Genomic DNA, 19,736 nt, shown 5'->3' with positions numbered 1-19,736 from the left:
CGATGATGACAGGTCAAGCGTCTGCTAATGGGGCGATTGCTGGCACGCAGGTTTAGATTTTCGCAAGGCCGTAAGCGGCCATCAATGTGTGGCCCGAATTTGTCCACGCTGCCTAGCGCGCCAACTGCGCCACGATATACTTTGCCGCCTGGGCCGCATCGTCCCACGCGGTCGCGAAATCCTCGGCATCGCCATAGTACGGGTCGAGCACCGCCTGGCCGCCACGGCCGGGCACCATATCTAGCAATAACGCGACTTTGGCCGAATGCCGGCGCGGTGCGATGCGGCCGATCTCGCGCAGGTTCTGGTGATCGAGCGCATAGATATGGCCGAAGTGCAGAAAATCGTCTTCGGTAAGCTGACGCGCGCGATGGCGGGTCAGGTCTATATCGTGGCGGGCCGCCTCGGCGATGGCGCGCGGGTCGGCGTGCTGGCCGGTGTGCAGCCCGTTGGTTCCAGCAGAATCGATAGTCAGCGCCAGGCCTTGCGCCACCGCTTCGGCGCGCAGGGCGGCTTCGGCCATCGGCGAACGGCAGATATTGCCCAGGCACACGAACAGAACGGCTTTTTGGCTCATCGCGGGATGCAGATCCTCAGGTTGAATGGAATCAACCAATCAGGTTCACATCCTCTCCAAGCGCGATCCAACCCGTTATGGACCCGAATGTCCAGCATCTTGGGCGGTTCGCCACAAATTCGTCCATTATGGCGCTAGGTCGCGAGCGCACGCCGCCCCAATGCCGGGTCATCGGTGAAAAACCCGTCGAGCCCGGCCGCGACATAGCGGCGGATTTCGGCGACGCTGCCCTCGGGATTGCGCGCGTTGGCGCCGGCATCATTGCGAAAGTCGGCGGCCAAGTACTGGTTTTCGGGGCGGAAGGTATAGCACCCGACCAGCAGCCCGGCGCGGTGCGCATCGGCAAAGATCGGTTTGGGTTCGCCCAACTTGCCATCGGCGCGCAGCGGCATCAATTGCCGCGTCCAAGGCGCAACCCAGTCGGCATAAGTTGCGATTTCGGCCAGGCCCCGTGCGCTTGTCATCTGGCCATAGGTCGTGGCGCCGCCGGCCTTGACCACATCGGCCGGCCGTTGCGCGTCGTCGTCGATCAGTTGCATGAACTGGATATTGGGCTTGTCGTGCAGCGCGCGGCGCAGCATTTTCAGATTGGCGATTTCGAACGACTGGACGATCACCGGCGCGGTCGCCAGATATTTGCTTTCGCCCAGGCCCTTCAAAAACCGGTCCTCCATCGGCAATCCGATCCCGGCGAAATACGTCGAATGCTTGATTTCGGGGATCAGCCCGACGACACGCCCGCGCGCCGCCGATTCCGCGGCGAGGAAATCGGCGATCTCGGCCAGAGTCAGAATGCGGAACATGCCGTCGTACGAATGGCTTTCGGTGCGCATCCCCTCGCCGACCATGCGTTCCTTCACCCGCAACGTGCGCAGTTCGTCGAGCGTGAAATCCTCGGTAAACCAGCCGGTCTGCGACGCGCCATCAACGATCTTGGTCGTCTTGCGTCCGGCGAATTCGGGATGCATCGCCACGTCGGTGGTTTCGACAATGTTGTTTTCATGCCGCGCGACCAGCACGCCGTCCCTGGTCACGACCAGGTCGGGTTCGATATAATCGGCGCCATCGGCAATCGCCTTGGCGTAGGACCCCAGCGAATGCTCAGGCCGCAGCGCGCTGCACCCGCGATGGCCGAGCACGACCGGCGTGGCCGGGCGTTTCGCCGCATGCGCGCTCGTGCCCAGCCCGGTCAGCAGCGCCGCCGCCAGGCCGCCGCCCGCTACCAGACAATCGCGCCGTGCCATCCGCATATCAAAAGCTCCCGTTCAGATCTGTACAGTACCGTGGCACGCGTTCAGGTCAAATCGACGACAGTCACTGCTGGCAAAGGCCCGGCGCCTGCCTGCAACGCCCAATCGCGCATGTTCAGCACGCCGCCGTCGGCGCGCAAGGTCGCGACATGATCGAGATCGAGATCGGCATAGACCCATTGCGCCGCCGATTCCTCGCCGATCGCGAGCACGCCGTCCTCGGGCATGGCAAACCCGTCATGCCGGTCGGGCGGGCCGTAAATCCCCGCCGCGCCCCGGTTATGATCGACCGCAGGCGACCACGCTGCCTCACCCACGGTCGGGCTGTGGACGGCGTAACATTGCCCCTCGAGCGCGCGCGCCTGGCTGCCCAGCCGCACGCGCCAGTATCCGCGCATCGTCTCGGTGCAACTCGGCACCAGCAGAACCTGCGCGCCGGCCTCGACCGCGGCGCGTGCCAGCAGCGGAAATTCGCTGTCGTAACAGATCAGCACCGCCAGGCGCCCCAGCGGAGTGGCAAAGACATTAAGCCGGTCCCCCGCCACAATGCCCCAGTCCTCGTTTTCGAAGCAGGTCATCAGCAACTTGTCCTGATACGCGACGCCGCCGGTGGGCGAAAACAGCCGCGCGGTGTTGACGAACCGGCCATCGGCGCGCTTGCGCGGGGCGCTTGCGGCCAGGATCCAGATCGCATGCGTGCGAGCAAGGTCTGCGTGCAGCGCATCGACGCGGGGCAACAACGCCGAAACCGTTTCGATCGACCCTTGCAGATCGCCCATCGTCGCCGGATCGAGGCTGGCCAATTCCATGCCGCCGTATTCGGGAAACACCGCAAGCGCCGCGCCCGCCTGCGCCGCCTGCCCGACCCAGCGCGTCAGCTTGGCCGCATAGGCCTCCCAGTCGGCCAGTGCGTCGATCGGATATTGCGCGGCGGCCACGCGCCATTGAGACATCACCACCGGGTTGTCACCATTCGCGCATCCAATACTGCATGGGTTTCATCGTTTCATCCGCATCGCCTTGGTCTTTCCACCCCAGTTGCGTGACCAGGCCCGGCACTGGGGCATACCCGCGCCGCACCCAGAACGGATCGAGCGGCGCATAATCGGCGGGGCGCGCGCGATGATCGGCGGGGCGGATGACGGCGGCAAAACATGCCGCTGCCGCGCCGCATCTGCGCGCCTGCGCCTCGCGGTGGTCGAAAAACGCATGGCCGACCCCGCGCCCGCGATACTGCGGCAACAACACGCTTTCGCCGAAATAGAACAGTCGCGCGGCATCGATGCCGCGCGCGACAAACGGATCACGAAATTCGGACTTCTGATGCACCATCGGCGCCGCGGTGGCCGCGCCGACGATCACGGTGCCATCGAACGCCGCGACCAGCACCGCATCGGGCGCGGCGGCAAATTCGCGCAGATAATCCGTCTCGTATGCCGCATCGCCGTCATACAGATACGGAAATGCCGCAAAAACTGCGATGCGCAGTTGCGCCAGCGGCGCCAGGGCACCGGCGAGTTCGTCACCGGTCAGCGGGCGAACCGCAATCGTCATGCGGCTGGATCGACTTGCGCGGTCCAGTCGGCCAAGTTGTAATACATTGTCAGCCGCGTGATCTTGCCCGCGTCGATCGCGATGAATGCGCCGGCGGGCAGCACATACGTCTGGCCATCCGCCTCGGGCAGACCTTCGTCGGTGGCGAGGTATTGGCCATGCACGACAAATTCCGCCGCCGCGCGCGTGCCGTCTTCGCTGACCATCAGTACGATGTCGTCGAGCCGTTCCTTGTAGCAGCGCTCCATATGCGCGATGAATGCCTTGAACGCCGCCTTTCCGGTCTGGCGGCTACCCTGGTTCAGGTCGTGCGCGACATCGTCCGACAGGCAATCGAGCATGCCCTGCCAGTCACCAGCGTTGAATGCGGCGTAATAGTGTTCGAGCAGGGCGAGTGTGGCGGCGCGCGGCATTGGTCGTCTCCGGATAGCGGTCTGGCCTCGTTCATAATGCCACCGCCCGGGCGCGCTATGGCAAAATGGCGGGATCAGAAAAATGTATGGGGGGTTTTGGTGGGATTCCATTGGAATATTGCTGGCAGTATGATATCTCATAGGATATGCTTCGCGTTGTTTTTGATACCGACGTTATCGTGACAGCGCTGCGAAGTGCGTCTGGCGGCAGCAATGCGGTGCTACGCGAAGCTGCCCATGGACGATTGACGCCGCTGGTGACTCCGGCGCTGTTTCTGGAATACGAGTCTGTGCTGAAGCGCGCCGAGCAACGGTTGGCCCTTGGCCTTGGACTGGGCGACGTGGACCACTTCCTGGCCGCGTTTGCGAGCGCCTGCGATGCGGTGGAAGTCAGTTTTCAATGGCGACCACAGTTATCGGACCCGAATGACGAAATGGTGCTGGAAGCGGCGGTCAACGGCCAAGCCGACGCGCTGGTTACGCACAATATGCGGGATTTTGCCAAAGGCGCCGCCCGGTTCGGATTGAGAGTGCTGAGACCCGGAGAGTTGTTGAAGGAATTACGATCATGAGCAAAGTATCTTATCCGCTCAAGCTCCCGGCATCGGTCAAGGAAGCTGCTGCCCGGCTTGCCAGGGAAGACGGTGTGTCGCTGAACCAGTGGATTGCCGTGGCAATCGCGCAGAAGATTGGCGTTGTGGAAACCGCAGCCGATTTTCTCAAGCGGCGTGGCGGCACGACCCAGCCCAGTGATATGCTGGCGTACCTTGACCGAGCGAAGTTGGAATCGCCACCGGCCGGGGATGGCATTTGATGAGACGTTTAACGCTTCCTGGTCCGACATCCACCAGATGTCTTGGCGAAGTTGGAACGATGGGAAGTACGTCCCGATTTGGCAGTTTTCGCATCTGCCGTCTTAATCCGTAATCCACCCACCCTCGCGTCATCCCGGGCTTGACCCGGGATAAAGCTTCTTTGCGACGCTCGACGAGCAGAAAGTAAGCCTGATCCCGGATCAAGCCCGGGATGACGCGAGTGGGGGACGCTCACAACGCCTTGGGGCAGGAGCGTGGTTTTGTTGGGCCACGCCCCTCCACCACCCTGCGCGCGGTTCCCCTCCCCGTGCCGGGGAGGATCAAGAACCCGGGATGCAAGGGTGTTAACCCTTGCCCGCCGGAGGCCACTTTTCGTTGATCAGCCGAACAGCTTGGTCGCGGTATTGGCCACTTTTGTGCCCAGATAGCGCGCGCCGGCCAGTTCGATTTTGCTCGGCTGGCGGCTGCCGTCGCCGCCGGCGATCGTGGTGGCGCCATAGGGGGCGCCGCCCAGGACTTCGTCGTGGCCCAACTGGCCCTGGAAGCCGTAATCGAGGCCGACGATGGTCATGCCGAAGTGCAGCAGGTTGGTGATGATCGAGAACAGCGTCGTTTCCTGGCCGCCATGCTGGCTGGCGGTCGACGTGAATGCTGCGCCGACTTTGCCGTTCAGCGCGCCGCGCATCCACAGGCCGCCGGCCTGGTCGAGGAACGCCGCCATTTGCGACCCGATCCGGCCAAACCGCGTGCCGGTGCCGATGATGATCGCGTCATAATGTTCGAGATCGGCAATCGTCGCGATCGGCGCGGACTGGTTGGTCTTGAAGTGTGCGCCAGCGGCCACTTCGTCCGGTACGGTTTCGGGCACGCGCTTGACATCGACGCTGGCGCCCGTGGCGCGCGCACCTTCGGCGATGGCGTGGGCCATCGTTTCGACATGGCCATAGCTGGAATAGTACAGGACGAGGACTTTGCTCATGAGACAGCTCCGTAAAGAATGGGTATCACCATGGTCTTGCCAAGCGCCCATGGCGACCGTTGTTCCAATGGCGCGTCAGAACTTTCCTGTGCAGCCGGATAAAACGACACGCCTCGTTTGATTTTCTCGAATAGCCGGGCATGATTGCGCGAGGCGCCGTTTTGGCCTATGCGCCCAGCCTTCACATCCCCCTCGGCCTACCTTGTTTTGCCGGGGATATTTGGCTCACCCCGTTTTGCGCCGACCCGAAAGGCGCTAGTGGGGGTTGCCCGCCGCTACAGGAAGATAGCTCCATGTCCCGTCGCCGCCAGATTTATGAAGGCAAAGCCAAGATCCTGTACGAGGGCCCGGAGCCCGGTACGCTGATCCAGTATTTCAAGGACGATGCCACCGCGTTCAACGCGCAGAAGCGTGGCACGATCAACGGCAAGGGCGTGATCAACAACCGCATCAGCGAATATGTGTTCACCCGCCTGGCGCATATCGGCATCCCGACGCATTTCATCCGCCGGCTCAACATGCGCGAACAGCTCGTGCGCCAGGTCGAAATCATTCCGATCGAAGTCGTCGTGCGCAATGTCGCCGCCGGCTCGATTTCCAAGCGTTTGGGCATCGCCGAGGGCGAGCCGCTGCCGCACACGCTGATCGAATATTACTACAAGGACGACGCGCTTGGTGATCCGCTGATTTCCGAGGAGCACATCGCGTGTTTCGGCTGGGCCAACAACGAGGAAATGCACGACATTTCCTCGATGGCGATCCGCGTGAACGATTTCCTGTGCGGCATGTTTGCCGCCGTCAATATCCGCCTCGTCGACTTCAAGCTCGAATTCGGTCGTATCTGGGACGGCGATTATGCGCGCGTGATCCTGGCCGACGAGATCAGCCCCGACGGCTGCCGGCTGTGGGACATGGTCAGCGGCGAAAAGCTGGACAAGGACCGGTTTCGGCAGGATCTGGGCGGCGAAGAGGAAGCCTATCAGGAAGTCGCGCGGCGCCTGGGCCTGCTCGAAAACGATGGCGGACCGTCCGAAGTGCTGGACCTTGGCGCGCATCGCAAGCTGCGCACCAAAAAGTAAGGGGTTTACCGGAAGCATCTCCGGTTGACCGTTAACCAACGATTGCTACCCCTGCCGCTGATGCGGTGGGGATTTTTTCATGGTTAACGGGAGATTGCCAGAAACGACGCCCGATCGGCTGTTCACCGGCTTACGCGGGTGGATAACCGCACTGGTTTGCGTGCTGGCGGTGGCATTGTGTTTGTCGCAGTTGACCGCGGTCGCGGGCCGCACCGGCCTGCTGGGCAAGACGCGCGTCGGATCTGCGGGCATGGGCTATCATCCCTCCAGCGTTGCACCCGGATGGTTGACAGTCGATCACGTCGATCGCGGCGGAGCCGCCGAGCTCGCCGGCATCCGCCCTGGTGGGCTGATCCGTTTTGACAAGATCATCGCCTCGAACCCGCCCCCGGGGGCCATCGCCGGTCTGACTGCAGGGGAGCCGGCGCATGGTCCGCCCGCCAAGCGCAGTTCCGGCCCGGCGGTAATTTATGGTGTGCATCATGTCTGGCTGCATTTCGCGGCAATGCCCCGCATGGATACTCCTGCCGCCAGACCGGCGCTGTGGCTGTCCATCATCGGTGGCGGTTTGTTTGCCATTGCGCTGGGCGTGGTCGTACTGTGGCGCGGCTGGGGCAATCGTGCCGCGCTGGCGCTCGGCCTTGGACTGATCGGGTATGTCGCGGGCGCGGATGTTCCTTGGTGGATGACGGTGTCGGACGCGATGCCGTTATTTCTCGCAGGAATCGTGCTGCTGAATTGCTGCAGCATCGGCTTGCTGGTCCTGCCGGTGCTGCTTTACGACAAGGCGGTTGCCAGGGTGGGGTGGCGTGCCTGGCTCGTCGTCGGACTCGTGGCGACGTTGGCGGCTTGCGAGCTCGGGTTTTCGGTCGTCATTGCGTGGAGGCCCTGGCCTTTGCCGCCTGGTATCGCGAATGCGATTGCCGCGCTGCTTGTCGTGGGCCCTGGCGTGTCGGTCTATTGGGCATGGCGCGGAATGCGCGACGGCAGCGGTGCGGTGCGCAACCGGTTTACCGTGCTGTTGCTCGCCGATGCTCTGGTCGTGATCGGAGCGCTGCTTTCGCTGGTGGCTGGCGCAGGGTTGCAGTCGCTGCACGGTTCTGCACAATTCACGATTGAGACCGCTTCGACGCTGATTGCCTCGGTCGTGTTTCCCCTGCTGCTGGCTTATGCGCTGCTGCGCCACCGTGTCATCGACCTTGGCTTTGTCGTCAACCGCACGCTGGCGTTCGGTTCGATCAGCGCGCTTTTGCTGGGCTGTTTCGGCCTTATCGAATGGGGCGTGGAACACTGGCTGCCCGAAAGCTGGGTCAAGGCCAGCGTATGGATCGACGCAGGCGCCGCTTTGCTGGTCTATCTGGCGTTCCACCGCGTGCACGAGGCGGTCGAGAACCGGGTCGAGCATGTGTTCTTTCGCGGATGGCATGCCAACGAAGCGATCCTGCGCCGGTTTGTCGCATCGGCCCCGCATTTCGAGGATGAGCGCGCACTGGCGCGGTCGTTCGCCGACGAATTGTCGCGGTTTTCGGGCGACGCGCGGGTTGCACTGTACCGGCGGCGCGATCGTACGCATGACGCGATCCTGGAACGCATGGCCGGATCGTGGGACACCGCGCCGCGCACCCTGCCCGTCGATGACCCTGCGTTTGCGCTGATGCGCGCGGAACGCCGTGCGATCGACCTGTCCGACACGCTGACCGACCTGCCCGGTGTGCTGGCGCTGCCGATGCTCGATCACGGCGTGCTTTCCGGGTTGGTGCTGCTGGACCTGAAAGGTCCCGGCGCGCTGTACCGGCCTGATGAAGTCGATGTGCTCGGCTGGGCGGCGCATGATGTCGCTCTGGCGATGGCGGCGCTGCACGCCGGGCAGATCGAGGCGGAGAACCGGCTATTGAAGGCGCAACTGGCACGGCTGGGCAGCCTGATCGCCGATCGGCTGGATCACGCCGAGATATAATCCCCCCCCTCCCGGGGATTTGGTTTGCACCGGGGCATTCCGGTATAGGCCGTTGCCTCAGTTGGATGAAGCCGATAGCCTTCGCGCAGAATCGGCAAGGTGGGGCGAAACGATGGTCTGGAAATATGCGCTGGGCTTGGCCTTGATGCTCGGCGTAGCGGTTCCGGCGATCGCATCGCCCGCGACCTATGATGAACGCCCCGCCAAGCTTGCCAACCCGAACGATTTTCGCGATTTCGACCGCCGCGTGGTCGAGATCGCCATGCGCGACGGGGTAAAGCTCCACACGGTGATCCTGGTGCCCAAGGGCGCCAAGGGCGCGGCGATGTTGCTGACCCGCACGCCGTACAATGCCGAAGACCAGACCAGCTATGGCCATTCGCCGCATCTGGCGAGCCGCCTCGACGGCTATGACAGCGCGCCCGATGTGGTGATCGGCGGCGGGTATATCCGGGTGGTGCAGGACGTGCGCGGCAAATACGGCTCGAGCGGGACGTATGTGATGAACCGGCCGTTCGTCGGCTCCTCGCTCAATCCGACCAAAGTCGATCACGCGACCGATACGTACGATACGATCGATTGGCTGGTAAAGCATGTGCCCGAATCCAACGGGCGCGTCGGCATCCTGGGGATCAGCTATGACGGATTTACCGCGCTCGCCGCGCTGGTCAATCCGCATCCCGCGCTGAAAGTCGCGGTGCCGATGAACCCGATGGTCGATGGCTGGCGCGGCGATGACTGGTTCCACAACGGCGCCTATCGCCAGTACAACGACGACTATGTGTGGGAACAGGTCGGCACGAAGGACAATTCCGACCATTTCGAAACGCCCAATGCCGATGTCTACGACATGTTCATGCGCGCCGGATCGGCCGGCGCGCTGGCCAGCGGGCACGGGCTCGACCAGATCGGGTTCTGGCAAAAGCTGAAGGCGCATCAGGCCTATGACAGTTTCTGGCAGGAGCAGGCGATGGACAGGATCCTGGCGCGCGCGCCGCTGACCGTGCCGACGATGCTGGTGCATTCGCTGTGGGACCAGGAAGATATCTATGGCTCGCCCGCGGTGTGGCGCGCGCTGAAACCCGCCGACAAGGCCGGCAATTTGTATATGTCGATCGGGCCGTGGTATCATGGCCAGGAAATCGAGCGCGCCGATATGCTCGGCCCGATCCGGTGGGATGCCGACACCGCGAAATGGTGGCGCATGCATGTGCTGGCGCCGTTCCTGGCGCATTTCCTGTACGACAAGCCGATGGATGTCGCGACTGTCACCGCGTTCCAGTCGGGCACCAACGAATGGCAGCGCCTGCCCGGCTGGCCGACTGCGCCGGCGACGACGAAGCTGTATCTGCATGCCGACCGGTCGCTCGGCATGGCGCCGTCGGACAGTGCTGCGCGGATCGACTATGTGTCCGATCCCGCCACGCCGGTCACGTTCCTGCCGCGCCCGAACAAGCTCGTCGGGTATGAAAACAATCCGTGGAAGACCTGGCTGACCACCGATCAGCGTCCGGTCTCCGGCCGTCCCGACGTGCTGACCTTTACCGGCCCGATGCTTGATCATGCAGTGACGATCGCCGGGATGCCGATGGTCCACCTGACCGCATCGACCAGCGGCACCGACAGCGACTGGGTGGTCAAGCTCATCGACGTCTACCCCGATGAAGTCGCGACCGATCCGGCGATGGGCGGCTATCAGTTGGCCGTGGGCATGGATATTTTTCGTGGCCGCTATCGCCAGAGCCTGTCGAAAGCAGAGCCGATCACGCCCGATACGCCGCTGGCATACGTATTCGCGCTGCCCCAGGCCAACCACGTATTCCTGCCCGGGCACCGCATCATGGTGCAGATCCAGTCGAGCTGGTTTCCGCTGTATGATCGCAATCCGCAGACGTTCGTACCCTCGGTGATGGACGCCAAGCCGGCGGATTACGTGAAGACCGTGCAGAAAGTGAGCGTGGGCGGCGCTGACGGAACGTATATCGATCTGCCCGTGGTGCAATGACCTGACCGCATTGTAATATGGTGGGGATTGCCCGGCCACTCGGTTGGGGCCACAAGCTGATTAACGATGCCTATCACGAAACCGCCCTTTGTACGCAACAGCTTAGCCCGCATTCGTCGTCCCGGACTTGATCCGGGACCAAGCTTCTTTATGCGCAACATCGAAAAGGCAGCGGGACCCCGGATCAAGTCCGGGGCGACGCATGGGGTGAGGTTTGCGCTTGTTGCGCTCGCCACCGCCCTGCTCGCCGGTTGCGCGACGGAAAACACGCGCCTTATCGCGCCCGCGCCAAAACCCGTCTGGCCGATGGCGAGCAGCGATATCGCGCCCGATCCGGGCTATCGCTTCGGCAGGTTGGCCAATGGCGTGCGCACGATCGTGCGATCCAACGCAACGCCTGCGGGCACCGCGATGGTGCGGATGGTGATCGACACAGGATCGCTCGACGAGCGCGACGACCAGCGCGGCCTGGCGCATTTCGTCGAGCATATGGCGTTCGAGGGCAGCACGCATCTGCCCGACGGCGACATGATCAAGGTATTGCAGCGCGCCGGCTTGGCATTTGGCGCCGATACCAATGCCTCGACCTCGTTCGAGCGCACGATTTATCAGCTCGACCTGCCGCGCGCGGATCCCACGCTGTTGAACACCGCGCTGATGCTGATGCGCGAAACCGCCAGCGAATTGCGGTTTACCCCCGATGCGGTCAATCGCGAACGCGGCGTCGTGCTGTCCGAACTGCGCGAGGGCAAAGGCTTCACGCTGACCGACTGGCACGACATGGCGCAGTTCCTGTACCCCAAGGCGACGTATATCCAGCGCCTGCCGATCGGAACCGAGCATAGCATCATGCAGGCCGATGCCGCCGCGTTGCGCGCATTCTGGCAGGCGCATTATCGGCCCGATCGCACGACAGTGGTGGTGATCGGTGATTTTCCCGCCGCAAAGATGGACGCTGCGATCAAGGCGCATTTCGGCGACTGGCAGCCCAATCCCGCGCCGCCGCCGGGCCGGATCGATGCCGGCCGCGTGGATCGCAACAGGCATGATCGCGTCGATATATGGACCGACCCGGCGTTGAGCGAACGGGTGACGGCATCGCGCCACGGGCCGTGGACCGACGAGCCCGACACGATTGCCAACCGGCGCCGCGCGCTGTTGCGCAACATCGGCTATCGCATTGTCAACCGCAGGTTCCAGAGTTTGTCGCGCCGCGCCGATCCGCCGTTTCACGGCGCAGGGTTCGGCACCGCGGACGTGTTTCATGCCGGACGCACGACCAATCTGGTGGTCGATACCGAAGACGGCAAATGGCGCCGCGGCCTGATCACCGCGAGCGCCGCGCTGCGCCAGGCTTTGACCCGGGGATTTACCCGCGCCGAGCTTGACGAACAGATCGCCGAACTGCGCGAAGGCCTGGAAAATGCCGCAGCCGAAGCGCAGACACGCTCCAACGCCGCCTTGCTGCGTACCGCGCTGGCCGCGGTAACCGACGACAAAGTGCCCGCAACGCCCGCCGATGCGCTGGCGCGGTTCAACGCCTTTATGCCGACGATCACGCCCGCCGCTGTGCTCGAAGCGTTGCGCGCCGATGCGCTGCCGCTCGACGCGCCGCTGTTGCGGTTTCAGGGCCGCCATGCGCCAAAGGGCGGCGCGGCCGATGTGCGCCGCGCGTGGGCAGAGGGCGAAACCGCGCCGGGCGCGGTATTTACCCCGGTCGCGGGACCGTTCGGCTATGGCGATGTCGGATCGCCCGGCGCGATCGTATCTGACCAGCGTGATCCGGTGCTGGGCATTCGCATGATCCGCTTTGCCAACGGCGTGCGGCTGAACCTTAAGCACACCGATCTCGATCGCGCCCGCGTGCGGATCAGCCTGTCGCTGGCCGGCGGGCTGCCGCTGGCCACGCGTGCCGATCCGCAAGCCGTGACGATGGTGTCGTTCATGGCGGCCGGGGGCTTGCGCAAACACAGCGCGGATGATCTGCAGACGCTGCTGGCCGGGCATTCGGTCGGCGGATCGCTGACGGCGGTGGGCGATGCGTTCGTCGCCGCGGCCGAAATTACCCCGCGCGACCTGGCCTTGGAATGCGCGTACCTGGCAGCGATGGTGCGCGATCCGGGCTATCGGCCCGAGGCCGAGCTGGCGTTCCATGAAGGGATCGCCAATGTGATCGTGCGGCGCGATGCGACCCCGCATGCCGCGCTTGCCAATGCGCTGGGCAGGATCGAAAGCGATGGCGACCCGCGCTTTACGCTGGCCGATATCGCGACCTATCGCGCGCTGAATTTCGCAAAGCTGCGCGGCGTGATCGGTGATCGGCTGGCGCATGGCGCGATCGAGATCGGCATGGTCGGTGATTTCGATGAAGCCACCGCGATCGCCGATATTGCGCGCACGTTCGCCGCGCTGCCCGTGCGCGAGGCCGATTTTCACGTCGATCCTGCAGCCGTGCAGCGCAAGTTTACCGACCGGCGCGGGCCCCTGATCGTCACGCACAAGGGCCCGGCGGCGCAAGCGATCGTCCGCTTCGAATGGCCGACGACTGACGATCACGACGAAAAACTGGAACTGACGCTCGACATGATCCAGGCCATGGTCACGATCGCAGTCGAGGACACCTTGCGCGAAACGATGGGCAAGACCTATTCGCCGCGCGCGTCCTCGTCGCAATCGGACCTGTGGCCGGGCTGGGGCACATTCGCGGTGCAGGCGTCTGTGACCACGGCCGATGTCGATGCGACCCGCGCGGCGATCCGCAAGACGATCGCCGCGCTGATCGCGGCGCCGGCCGATCCCGACCTGATCGCGCGGGCGCGCGCGCCGCTGGTCGAGCGGATCGACAACGGGCTGAAAGGCAACGCCGGCTGGCTGGCGCTGGTCGCGCGTGCGCAGACGCGGCCCGACCGGATCGTGCGACACGAGGCGGCCAGGGACATATTGCTGAGCCTGACGGCGGGGGATATGCAGGCGGCGGCGGCGCGGTATCTGCAACCAGATCGCGCGCTGGAAATTCTGGTGGTGCCGGCTGGTGCGAAAGTGGCGCAGAAGGCTGGCAGCTAGATCGTTTTCAATGCGAATTGGCGCATGACAGCTAACGCCCCAATTCCGGCAATTCAATGCGCCAGATAGCCATCCTGAAACTTACCGCTCCAACCGATCCCCCATCTCGCTTATTGTAAACGTTCCGGAGCGGATTATGGTCGTTAGCATGCCTCCTGCTCGACCCAAAAGCGAACCCGTCGCTCCGGCGCAATTGGCGAAAGAGGAAGCCAGCTTTATCGCCGACACGGTGAGGCAGTTTTATGGCGAAGACGCGGTCTTGCGCAATTTCGGCCCGGACCCAAAGCGCCTTGATATTCACGTTGAAACTGATCGAGATGTCGGACTGGCGAAATACGACTGCATCGGCATCCTGATGACCAGAATTGACCGTCAGATCGGCTTGGAAGTGACGAGAAGAGGCACTCGCGTCGCAGGGTCTGCCAAGCTGGCCTATCGAAACGGCGAGATTTTCTGACGGCGGTTTGCGCCGCAATTGCTGTCACTTTTTTTGGGATTGGCTCATGAAATGACGCATGACCTTTATGGACGGACGGACCTTATAAACGCGGTGATCGACTGTGACACCGACGCGGTCGTACGAAACCTTGCGCGCAAATCTGATCCAAATGCCGCCGATCAACACGGCTGGACTGCGCTACATTTCGCCGCTCAAAACAACGACGCCAGCATCGCAGCCATACTATTGAAAGGTGGCGCATCGCCTGCCGCGCATGACATTCATGGCAACTCTCCACTCTTCCGAGCTGTATTTTCATATCGTGGAGAAGCGGAGTGTATCACGGTGCTGCTCGCAGCCGGTGCCGATCCTTACCAAACAAATCATCATGGCGTTAGCCCGCGCTCATTGGCATTGACGATTGCGAATTATGACTCCCGCAAATTCTTCGACTAAGTACGTCCGCTTCCCTCCACTTTCAGTCAATCTGGCGGTGTCCATGCAAGCGTTATAATGGCTAAAAAAATGCGGCCTCACGCATGTTGTCTTTTGACCTGCGCCGTTGTGGCGTCATGATGCGCGCATGACCGAACGATGACGAATCTGGCCGACCTGTCCGCCACCGAGCTTGCCCCCGCCTTTGCCAGCGGCGCGTTGTCGCCGGTCGATGTGATCGCGGCGGTGCTCGCGCGTGTCGATGCGCACGACGGCGCGCTGTGTGCGACATATGCTTGCGATCCCGATCAGGCGCGTGATGCGGCGCATGCGTCAGAAGCGCGCTGGCGCCGGGGAATTCCGTTGGGGCCGCTCGACGGCGTGCCGGTGACGATCAAGGAGATGATCGCGACCAAAGGCGTGCCAGTGCCAATGGGGACAGCGGCGATGGATTTGACGCCTGCGCCTGACGATGCGCCGGTCTCGGCGCGGCTTCGCGAAAGCGGCGCGGTGATTTTCGCCAAGACCACCGCGCCCGATTACGGCATGCTGTCATCGGGCCTGTCGAGCTTTCATCCGCTGACCCGCAACCCGTGGGACCTGACCCGCACGCCGGGCGGATCGAGCAGCGGCGCAGGCGCGGCGGCGGCGGCGGGGTATGGCCCGTTGCATGTCGGCACCGATATCGGCGGCTCGATCCGCCTGCCTGCCGGATGGTGCGGAGTGTTCGGGCTGAAGCCGTCGAATGGCCGGGTGCCGATCGATCCGCCGTATCTGGGCCGGGTGGCCGGGCCGATGACGCGCACCGTGGCCGACGCGGCGTTGATGATGACCGCGATCAGCAGGCCCGACCCGCGCGATTTCATGAGCCTGCCACCCGCCGACCTGCCGTGGATGGATCTTGAGCGCGATGTCGCGGGACTGCGCATCGGTTTGATGCTGGATGCCGGTGCCGGCACGCCGACCGAGCCCGCCGTGCGCGCGGCGGTCGAGGCGGCGGCGCGCGTGTTCGAGGCGGGCGGCGCGGTTATCGAGCCGGTCGCGCCTTGGCTGACGCCTGCGATGCTCGACGGTTTCGACACGTTTTTCCGGACCCGGTTCTGGGCCGTCACGCGCGAATTGCCGCACGAACGGTATGACCTGATCCTGCCGTACATCCGCCAATGGGTCGAAGGCGGCGCGCAGGCGAGCGGGCTTGACGTGTATCAGGCCTACCAGCAACTGGCCGCGATCCACGAAACCGGCGTGCGGTTCAGCCAACGGTTCGATTACGTGGTGTCGCCGGTTGCGCCGATGGCCGCGTTTGCCGCGCATTTGCCCGGGCCCAATAACGATCCGCAGCGTCCGTTCGACCATATCGCGTTCACGATGCCCGCCAACATGACGCAGCAGCCCGCCGCCTCGATCGATTGCGGCCAGACCGCCGACGGTCTGCCGATCGGGTTGCAGATCACCGGGCGCAGGTTTGACGATATCGGCGTGCTGCGCGTGTCGCATTGGTATGAACAGGCACGGGGGCCCTGGCGCGACTGGCCCACCCCGGTCTGGTCTTGCACCACAGGCGTGGTGGAGGCATAGGGCCGTCATACGAAGACTCCGGCGAAAGAGTGCAGGCGATGAAAGTGCGTGTCCATGTCAGCCTGAAAAACGGCGTGCTCGACCCCCAGGGCCGCGCCATCCATCACGCATTGGAAGGCATGGGCTTTGTCGGGATCAACGATGTGCGCGCCGGGCGCCTGATCGAGCTTGATCTGGCCGATGATGTGACCGACGCCGCCATCGACGAGATGTGCGCAAAGTTGCTGGCCAATCAGGTGATCGAAAATTACCGCATTGAAAAGGTGAGCTGACCCATGGGTTTTACCGCCGCTGTCATCACGTTTCCCGGATCGAATTGCGATCGCGACATGGCCGTCGCGATCGAAGACATCACCGGCGGCACCGTTCATCGCGTCTGGCACGGCGACAGCGACTTGCCCGAAGGGCTCGATTTCATCGGGCTGCCCGGCGGTTTTTCCTATGGCGATTACTTGCGGTCGGGCGCGATGGCGGCGCGGTCGCGGATCATGCAGGCGGTGATCGCACAGGCCGCGCGCGGTGTTGCCGTGCTGGGCGTGTGCAACGGGTTCCAGGTGCTGACCGAAGCGGGTCTGTTGCCCGGCGCGCTGTTGCGCAATGGCGGTCAGCGGTTCGTGTGCCGCGACATCGCGCTGACCGTAGGCACCAGCCAGTCGCTGTTTACCAACGGGTTTTTCAAGGACCAGCGGATCACGATCCCGGTCGCGCATCATGATGGCAATTTCTATGCCGATGCAGATACGCTCGACCGGCTGGAAGGCGAAGACCGCGTGGCATTTCGCTATGCCGAGCCGGTCAACGGGTCGCAGCGCGCTATCGCCGGCGTGCTGAACGACGCGGGCAATGTGCTGGGCATGATGCCGCATCCCGAGCGCATGATCGAGCCGGCGCACGGCGGCAGCGATGGCCGCGTGGTGTTCGAGAGCGTGCTGCGCGCGGTGGGTGTTGCGGCGTAAATCCGGGTCTGGTTTTACAGAGCCTCCTGCGGCCAAGGGCCATCGCCCATAGGCGCTGACTGTGTTTGTTTTCATCTTCCCGGCCTTGACCCGGGATCCCGCTTTTCTTTCTCGGTACCTTCAAATTCGCGCGTTTCCGTGCCGAAGAAGCGGGACCCCGGATCAAGCCCGGGGCGACTGTATTGTTATGTTAGCGCCTATGGGCCATCGCCCTTGGCAGCCGGCGGCCCCCACCTTAGCCCGCCGCGATCTTCACCGGTTTTGCCTTTAATGCGACCAGTGCAAACGCATCCGCTGGCGCCATCGGGCGGCCGAAATAGTATCCCTGGATCTTGCGGCAGCCCAGTTCGCGCATTGACGTCAATTCGTCTTCGGTCTCGACGCCTTCGGCTGTGGTCGAGATCTCCAGGCTGTCGGCCATCGCGACCACCGCGCGCACGATCGCCAGGCTTTCGGCATTGTTGCGTGCTGCACCCTGGACGAATGTGCGGTCGACCTTGATCGTCGAGAAGCGGATCTTGCGCAGATAGCCCAGCGAGGAATAGCCTGTGCCGAAATCGTCGAGCGCCACACCGCAGCCCAGCGCGATGATCCGCCGCAATGTTTCGAGCGCGGCGGTGCCGTCGCGCAGGAATACCGTCTCGGTCACTTCGATTTCCAGCCGGTGCGGCGGCAATCCGCTGGCGGCGAGCGCCGACACCACGGTTTGCGAAAAGCGCGCGTCGAGCAATTGCTCGCCCGAGACATTGACCGCGATCTTGATCGCTTCGGGCCAGCGCGCCGCTTCCAGGCACGCGGTGCGCAGTACCCATTCGCCGATCGGCACGATCAGCCGCGCGTCTTCGGCAACGGGGATAAATCTTGCCGGGCTGACCGTGCCATGTTCGGCGCTCGTCCACCGCGCAAGTGCCTCGAAGCTGAGCACCCTGCTCGTTTGCGCATCGACGACCGGCTGATAGACCAGCGAAAATTCGTTTCGGTCCAGCGCGGTGCGCAGCGCGACTTCGAGCACGCGGCGCTGTTCGGCATCGGTGTGCAGCGATGGTTCGTATGGCGCATGTCGGCCGCCGCCTTCGTTCTTCGCGCGGTACATGGCCAGATCGGCATTGCGCATCAGCGTTTCGACCGTCGCGCCGTCGCGCGGCCCGATCGCCGAGCCGACGCTGGCGCCGATATACAGCACATGGTGATCGACCATATACGCCGCCGACAGCCCGCCGATGATGTGCTGCGCCACGGCGTCGATCTTGCCGCTGTCGACCTTTTCGCTCAGCACGACGGCAAATTCGTCGCCACCCAGGCGCCCGACCAGGCCTGTTTCGCCCACCAGCGCCCCGAGCCGCTCGGCGACGAGCTCGAGCAGGCGATCGCCGATCATGTGGCCCAGCGTGTCGTTGACCGCCTTGAACCGGTCGAGATCGATCATCAGGAAGGCGCAGCGGCTGCGGAACTGATCGGCGCGGCGCATGGCTGCGTCGAGCGATTCGGTCAATTGCATGCGATTGGGCAGCCCGGTCAGCGTGTCGAACCGCGCGAGATACGCAATCTGGTCTTCGCTGGCGCGACGCTCGGTCACATCGGAGCCCACGCCGCGAAAGCCGACGAACACGCCATTTTCATCGAACCGCGGGCTGGCGGACAATTCCCACCAGCGGTTTTGCCCGGCCAGTGTCGCGCGGACCATCAGGTCGCTGAAACTTTCGCGCCGTTTCAACCGCTCGGCCAGATCGTGCAGCGACGAATGGAACGCGCCGGTGCTCCAGCTGTCGCCGGCGATCAACTGCACCAGCGGCTTGCCCTCGATCTCGTCGGCATCCTCGCCCAGGGCAAAGGCAAAGCGCGGGGATACATTGCGCACGCGGCGCGCAGGATCGACCTGCCACAGCCAGTCGGCCTCACCCTCTTCGAATTCGCGCAGCAGCAGCGAAACGACTTCATCCTTGTCGACCAGCCCTGCCTGCAACAGCCGCGCATCGAGCGCGGTGCGCGCGGTTTCGAACGCGCCGACCATGATGAACACCAGGAAACACGACGCGACCGCCGCCCCGGTCATTTCGCCATGCGCAAGAAATCCGGCAATCCCCGACAGACCGAGCACGATCGCAAACACTTCGGCACCCAGCGGCACCGCCGCCAGCGCAAACGCCATGCCCGCCATCAGTGTGGCCATGATCGCCCAGACCAGCGTGATGTCGGTCGGGCGCAGCCATGGGCCGAACACCAGCATCGGCAGCGCCCACGCGGCGGCCAGACCCGCAGTACCCAGCGCCTGGATCCGGATTTCGCGCAAGCCCACGCGCCGCTGATCCACCGGGCACATCTGCCGATCGAGCATCGCCGTACCGATCACTGCCATGATAATCATGACCAGCCAGCCGGTCGACAGCGCCAGCCCCGTACTCGGCAGCAGCACACGCATCATCAGCACCGCGCACAGCGCCTGCGCCAGAATACGCGAAACGGTGCGCCGGGTCAGCCCCGACAATTGCAGGCTGCGCAACCGGCCCCAGTCACCATCGGCAGGATCGACCAGCCCCAGCACCGCCAGCCACGGCAGGCGCGACGGCAGGAGAGGTTTGGCCTGATCTGGCGGACCAGCAAAAGCAGGGGGGCGCAGCGGGTGAGTCACGCCCGGT

Annotated in this window: 18 protein-coding genes; 11 read left to right on the top strand and 7 right to left on the bottom strand. The window is 63.8% G+C overall.

All coding sequences use genetic code 11. The features are described 5' to 3' along the window. Positions 1 to 112 precede the first annotated feature (112 nt). The 5 genes from ACOOE2_RS06805 to ACOOE2_RS06785 form a co-directional block, all read right to left on the bottom strand. Complete coding sequence (locus ACOOE2_RS06805; RefSeq protein WP_420382260.1) at positions 113 to 577, bottom strand: low molecular weight protein-tyrosine-phosphatase; 465 nt, start codon at positions 575 to 577, stop codon at positions 113 to 115. 134 nt (positions 578 to 711) lie between these two features. After that, positions 712 to 1,827 (bottom strand): glycerophosphodiester phosphodiesterase family protein, encoded by a 1,116-nt coding sequence (locus ACOOE2_RS06800; protein WP_420382259.1) that lies wholly within the window; start codon positions 1,825 to 1,827, stop codon positions 712 to 714. Between the two features lie 44 nt (positions 1,828 to 1,871). Then, the gene (locus tag ACOOE2_RS06795) at positions 1,872 to 2,780 is read right to left on the bottom strand and encodes a carbon-nitrogen hydrolase family protein (protein ID WP_420382258.1); all 909 of its coding nucleotides are present in this window, start codon (positions 2,778 to 2,780) and stop codon (positions 1,872 to 1,874) included. Between the two features lie 13 nt (positions 2,781 to 2,793). Then, on the bottom strand, positions 2,794 to 3,381 hold the full coding sequence (locus ACOOE2_RS06790) for a GNAT family N-acetyltransferase (RefSeq protein ID WP_420382257.1): 588 nt from the start codon (positions 3,379 to 3,381) through the stop codon (positions 2,794 to 2,796). After that, positions 3,378 to 3,794, bottom strand: a complete 417-nt coding sequence (locus ACOOE2_RS06785; protein WP_420382256.1) for a ketosteroid isomerase-related protein — start codon at positions 3,792 to 3,794, stop codon at positions 3,378 to 3,380. The genes ACOOE2_RS06790 and ACOOE2_RS06785 overlap by 4 nt, the downstream gene beginning before the upstream one ends. Before the next feature lie 146 nt (positions 3,795 to 3,940). On the opposite strand from ACOOE2_RS06785, the gene ACOOE2_RS06780 reads away from it, so the two are divergent. Continuing rightward, entirely contained in the window at positions 3,941 to 4,366 is a 426-nt protein-coding gene (locus ACOOE2_RS06780; RefSeq protein ID WP_420382255.1) for a putative toxin-antitoxin system toxin component, PIN family, read from the top strand. Further along, positions 4,363 to 4,608: a pilus assembly protein HicB gene (locus ACOOE2_RS06775; RefSeq protein WP_420382254.1), complete on the top strand. Its 246-nt coding sequence runs from the start codon at positions 4,363 to 4,365 to the stop codon at positions 4,606 to 4,608. The genes ACOOE2_RS06780 and ACOOE2_RS06775 overlap by 4 nt, the downstream gene beginning before the upstream one ends. A 380-nt stretch (positions 4,609 to 4,988) precedes the next feature. Here ACOOE2_RS06775 and wrbA read toward each other — a convergent pair whose 3' ends face one another. Next, the gene (wrbA, locus tag ACOOE2_RS06770; RefSeq protein ID WP_420382253.1) at positions 4,989 to 5,588 is read right to left on the bottom strand and encodes an NAD(P)H:quinone oxidoreductase; all 600 of its coding nucleotides are present in this window, start codon (positions 5,586 to 5,588) and stop codon (positions 4,989 to 4,991) included. Between the two features lie 293 nt (positions 5,589 to 5,881). Here wrbA and purC point away from each other — a divergent pair, with 293 nt between their 5' ends. The 9 genes from purC (at position 5,882) to purQ (ending at position 17,100) form a co-directional block, all read left to right on the top strand. Next, positions 5,882 to 6,667, top strand: a complete 786-nt coding sequence (gene purC / locus ACOOE2_RS06765; RefSeq protein ID WP_420382252.1) for a phosphoribosylaminoimidazolesuccinocarboxamide synthase — start codon at positions 5,882 to 5,884, stop codon at positions 6,665 to 6,667. 79 nt (positions 6,668 to 6,746) lie between these two features. Next, positions 6,747 to 8,624, top strand: coding sequence for a hypothetical protein (locus tag ACOOE2_RS06760; RefSeq protein ID WP_420382251.1), 1,878 nt, complete (start codon positions 6,747 to 6,749; stop codon positions 8,622 to 8,624). Between the two features lie 112 nt (positions 8,625 to 8,736). Beyond that, on the top strand, positions 8,737 to 10,629 hold the full coding sequence (locus ACOOE2_RS06755) for a CocE/NonD family hydrolase (RefSeq protein ID WP_420382250.1): 1,893 nt from the start codon (positions 8,737 to 8,739) through the stop codon (positions 10,627 to 10,629). Between the two features lie 150 nt (positions 10,630 to 10,779). Next, positions 10,780 to 13,692, top strand: coding sequence for a M16 family metallopeptidase (locus tag ACOOE2_RS06750; protein ID WP_420382249.1), 2,913 nt, complete (start codon positions 10,780 to 10,782; stop codon positions 13,690 to 13,692). A 136-nt stretch (positions 13,693 to 13,828) separates the two neighbouring features. Beyond that, on the top strand, positions 13,829 to 14,149 hold the full coding sequence (locus ACOOE2_RS06745; protein ID WP_420382248.1) for a hypothetical protein: 321 nt from the start codon (positions 13,829 to 13,831) through the stop codon (positions 14,147 to 14,149). A 51-nt stretch (positions 14,150 to 14,200) separates the two neighbouring features. Continuing rightward, positions 14,201 to 14,587, top strand: a complete 387-nt coding sequence (locus ACOOE2_RS06740) for an ankyrin repeat domain-containing protein (RefSeq protein ID WP_420382247.1) — start codon at positions 14,201 to 14,203, stop codon at positions 14,585 to 14,587. 138 nt (positions 14,588 to 14,725) lie between these two features. Then, entirely contained in the window at positions 14,726 to 16,144 is a 1,419-nt protein-coding gene (locus ACOOE2_RS06735; RefSeq protein WP_420382246.1) for an amidase, read from the top strand. Positions 16,145 to 16,182: 38 nt separating this feature from the next. Further along, positions 16,183 to 16,416, top strand: coding sequence for a phosphoribosylformylglycinamidine synthase subunit PurS (gene purS / locus ACOOE2_RS06730; RefSeq protein WP_420382245.1), 234 nt, complete (start codon positions 16,183 to 16,185; stop codon positions 16,414 to 16,416). 3 nt (positions 16,417 to 16,419) lie between these two features. After that, positions 16,420 to 17,100, top strand: a complete 681-nt coding sequence (gene purQ / locus ACOOE2_RS06725; protein ID WP_420382244.1) for a phosphoribosylformylglycinamidine synthase subunit PurQ — start codon at positions 16,420 to 16,422, stop codon at positions 17,098 to 17,100. 235 nt (positions 17,101 to 17,335) lie between these two features. On the opposite strand, the gene ACOOE2_RS06720 is transcribed toward purQ, so the two are convergent. After that, a complete protein-coding gene (locus ACOOE2_RS06720; RefSeq protein ID WP_420382243.1) occupies positions 17,336 to 19,729 on the bottom strand; it encodes a putative bifunctional diguanylate cyclase/phosphodiesterase in 2,394 nt (797 codons plus the stop codon). Between the last annotated feature and the right edge of the window lie 7 nt (positions 19,730 to 19,736).

The sequence above is a fragment of the Novosphingobium sp. genome, assembly GCF_965214355.1.
Taxonomy (GTDB): domain Bacteria; phylum Pseudomonadota; class Alphaproteobacteria; order Sphingomonadales; family Sphingomonadaceae; genus Novosphingobium.
The sequence above is the reverse complement of the archived record's forward strand: the minus strand, read 5'-3'. Positions and strand labels throughout refer to the sequence as shown.

What these genes read in the sequence shown, in the direction of transcription:
- ACOOE2_RS06755 (WP_420382250.1), top strand. Translation starts at nt 8,737, where the DNA reads ATGGTCTGGAAATATGCGCTGGGCTTGGCCTTGATGCTCGGCGTAGCG.
- ACOOE2_RS06775 (WP_420382254.1), top strand. Translation starts at nt 4,363, where the DNA reads ATGAGCAAAGTATCTTATCCGCTCAAGCTCCCGGCATCGGTCAAGGAA.
- purS (WP_420382245.1), top strand. Translation starts at nt 16,183, where the DNA reads ATGAAAGTGCGTGTCCATGTCAGCCTGAAAAACGGCGTGCTCGACCCC.
- ACOOE2_RS06760 (WP_420382251.1), top strand. Translation starts at nt 6,747, where the DNA reads ATGGTTAACGGGAGATTGCCAGAAACGACGCCCGATCGGCTGTTCACC.
- ACOOE2_RS06805 (WP_420382260.1), bottom strand. Translation starts at nt 577, where the DNA reads ATGAGCCAAAAAGCCGTTCTGTTCGTGTGCCTGGGCAATATCTGCCGT.
- ACOOE2_RS06780 (WP_420382255.1), top strand. Translation starts at nt 3,941, where the DNA reads ATGCTTCGCGTTGTTTTTGATACCGACGTTATCGTGACAGCGCTGCGA.
- ACOOE2_RS06795 (WP_420382258.1), bottom strand. Translation starts at nt 2,780, where the DNA reads ATGTCTCAATGGCGCGTGGCCGCCGCGCAATATCCGATCGACGCACTG.
- ACOOE2_RS06785 (WP_420382256.1), bottom strand. Translation starts at nt 3,794, where the DNA reads ATGCCGCGCGCCGCCACACTCGCCCTGCTCGAACACTATTACGCCGCA.
- wrbA (WP_420382253.1), bottom strand. Translation starts at nt 5,588, where the DNA reads ATGAGCAAAGTCCTCGTCCTGTACTATTCCAGCTATGGCCATGTCGAA.
- ACOOE2_RS06800 (WP_420382259.1), bottom strand. Translation starts at nt 1,827, where the DNA reads ATGCGGATGGCACGGCGCGATTGTCTGGTAGCGGGCGGCGGCCTGGCG.
- ACOOE2_RS06735 (WP_420382246.1), top strand. Translation starts at nt 14,726, where the DNA reads ATGACGAATCTGGCCGACCTGTCCGCCACCGAGCTTGCCCCCGCCTTT.
- purC (WP_420382252.1), top strand. Translation starts at nt 5,882, where the DNA reads ATGTCCCGTCGCCGCCAGATTTATGAAGGCAAAGCCAAGATCCTGTAC.
- ACOOE2_RS06740 (WP_420382247.1), top strand. Translation starts at nt 14,201, where the DNA reads ATGACGCATGACCTTTATGGACGGACGGACCTTATAAACGCGGTGATC.
- purQ (WP_420382244.1), top strand. Translation starts at nt 16,420, where the DNA reads ATGGGTTTTACCGCCGCTGTCATCACGTTTCCCGGATCGAATTGCGAT.
- ACOOE2_RS06745 (WP_420382248.1), top strand. Translation starts at nt 13,829, where the DNA reads ATGGTCGTTAGCATGCCTCCTGCTCGACCCAAAAGCGAACCCGTCGCT.
- ACOOE2_RS06790 (WP_420382257.1), bottom strand. Translation starts at nt 3,381, where the DNA reads ATGACGATTGCGGTTCGCCCGCTGACCGGTGACGAACTCGCCGGTGCC.
- ACOOE2_RS06750 (WP_420382249.1), top strand. Translation starts at nt 10,780, where the DNA reads ATGCGCAACATCGAAAAGGCAGCGGGACCCCGGATCAAGTCCGGGGCG.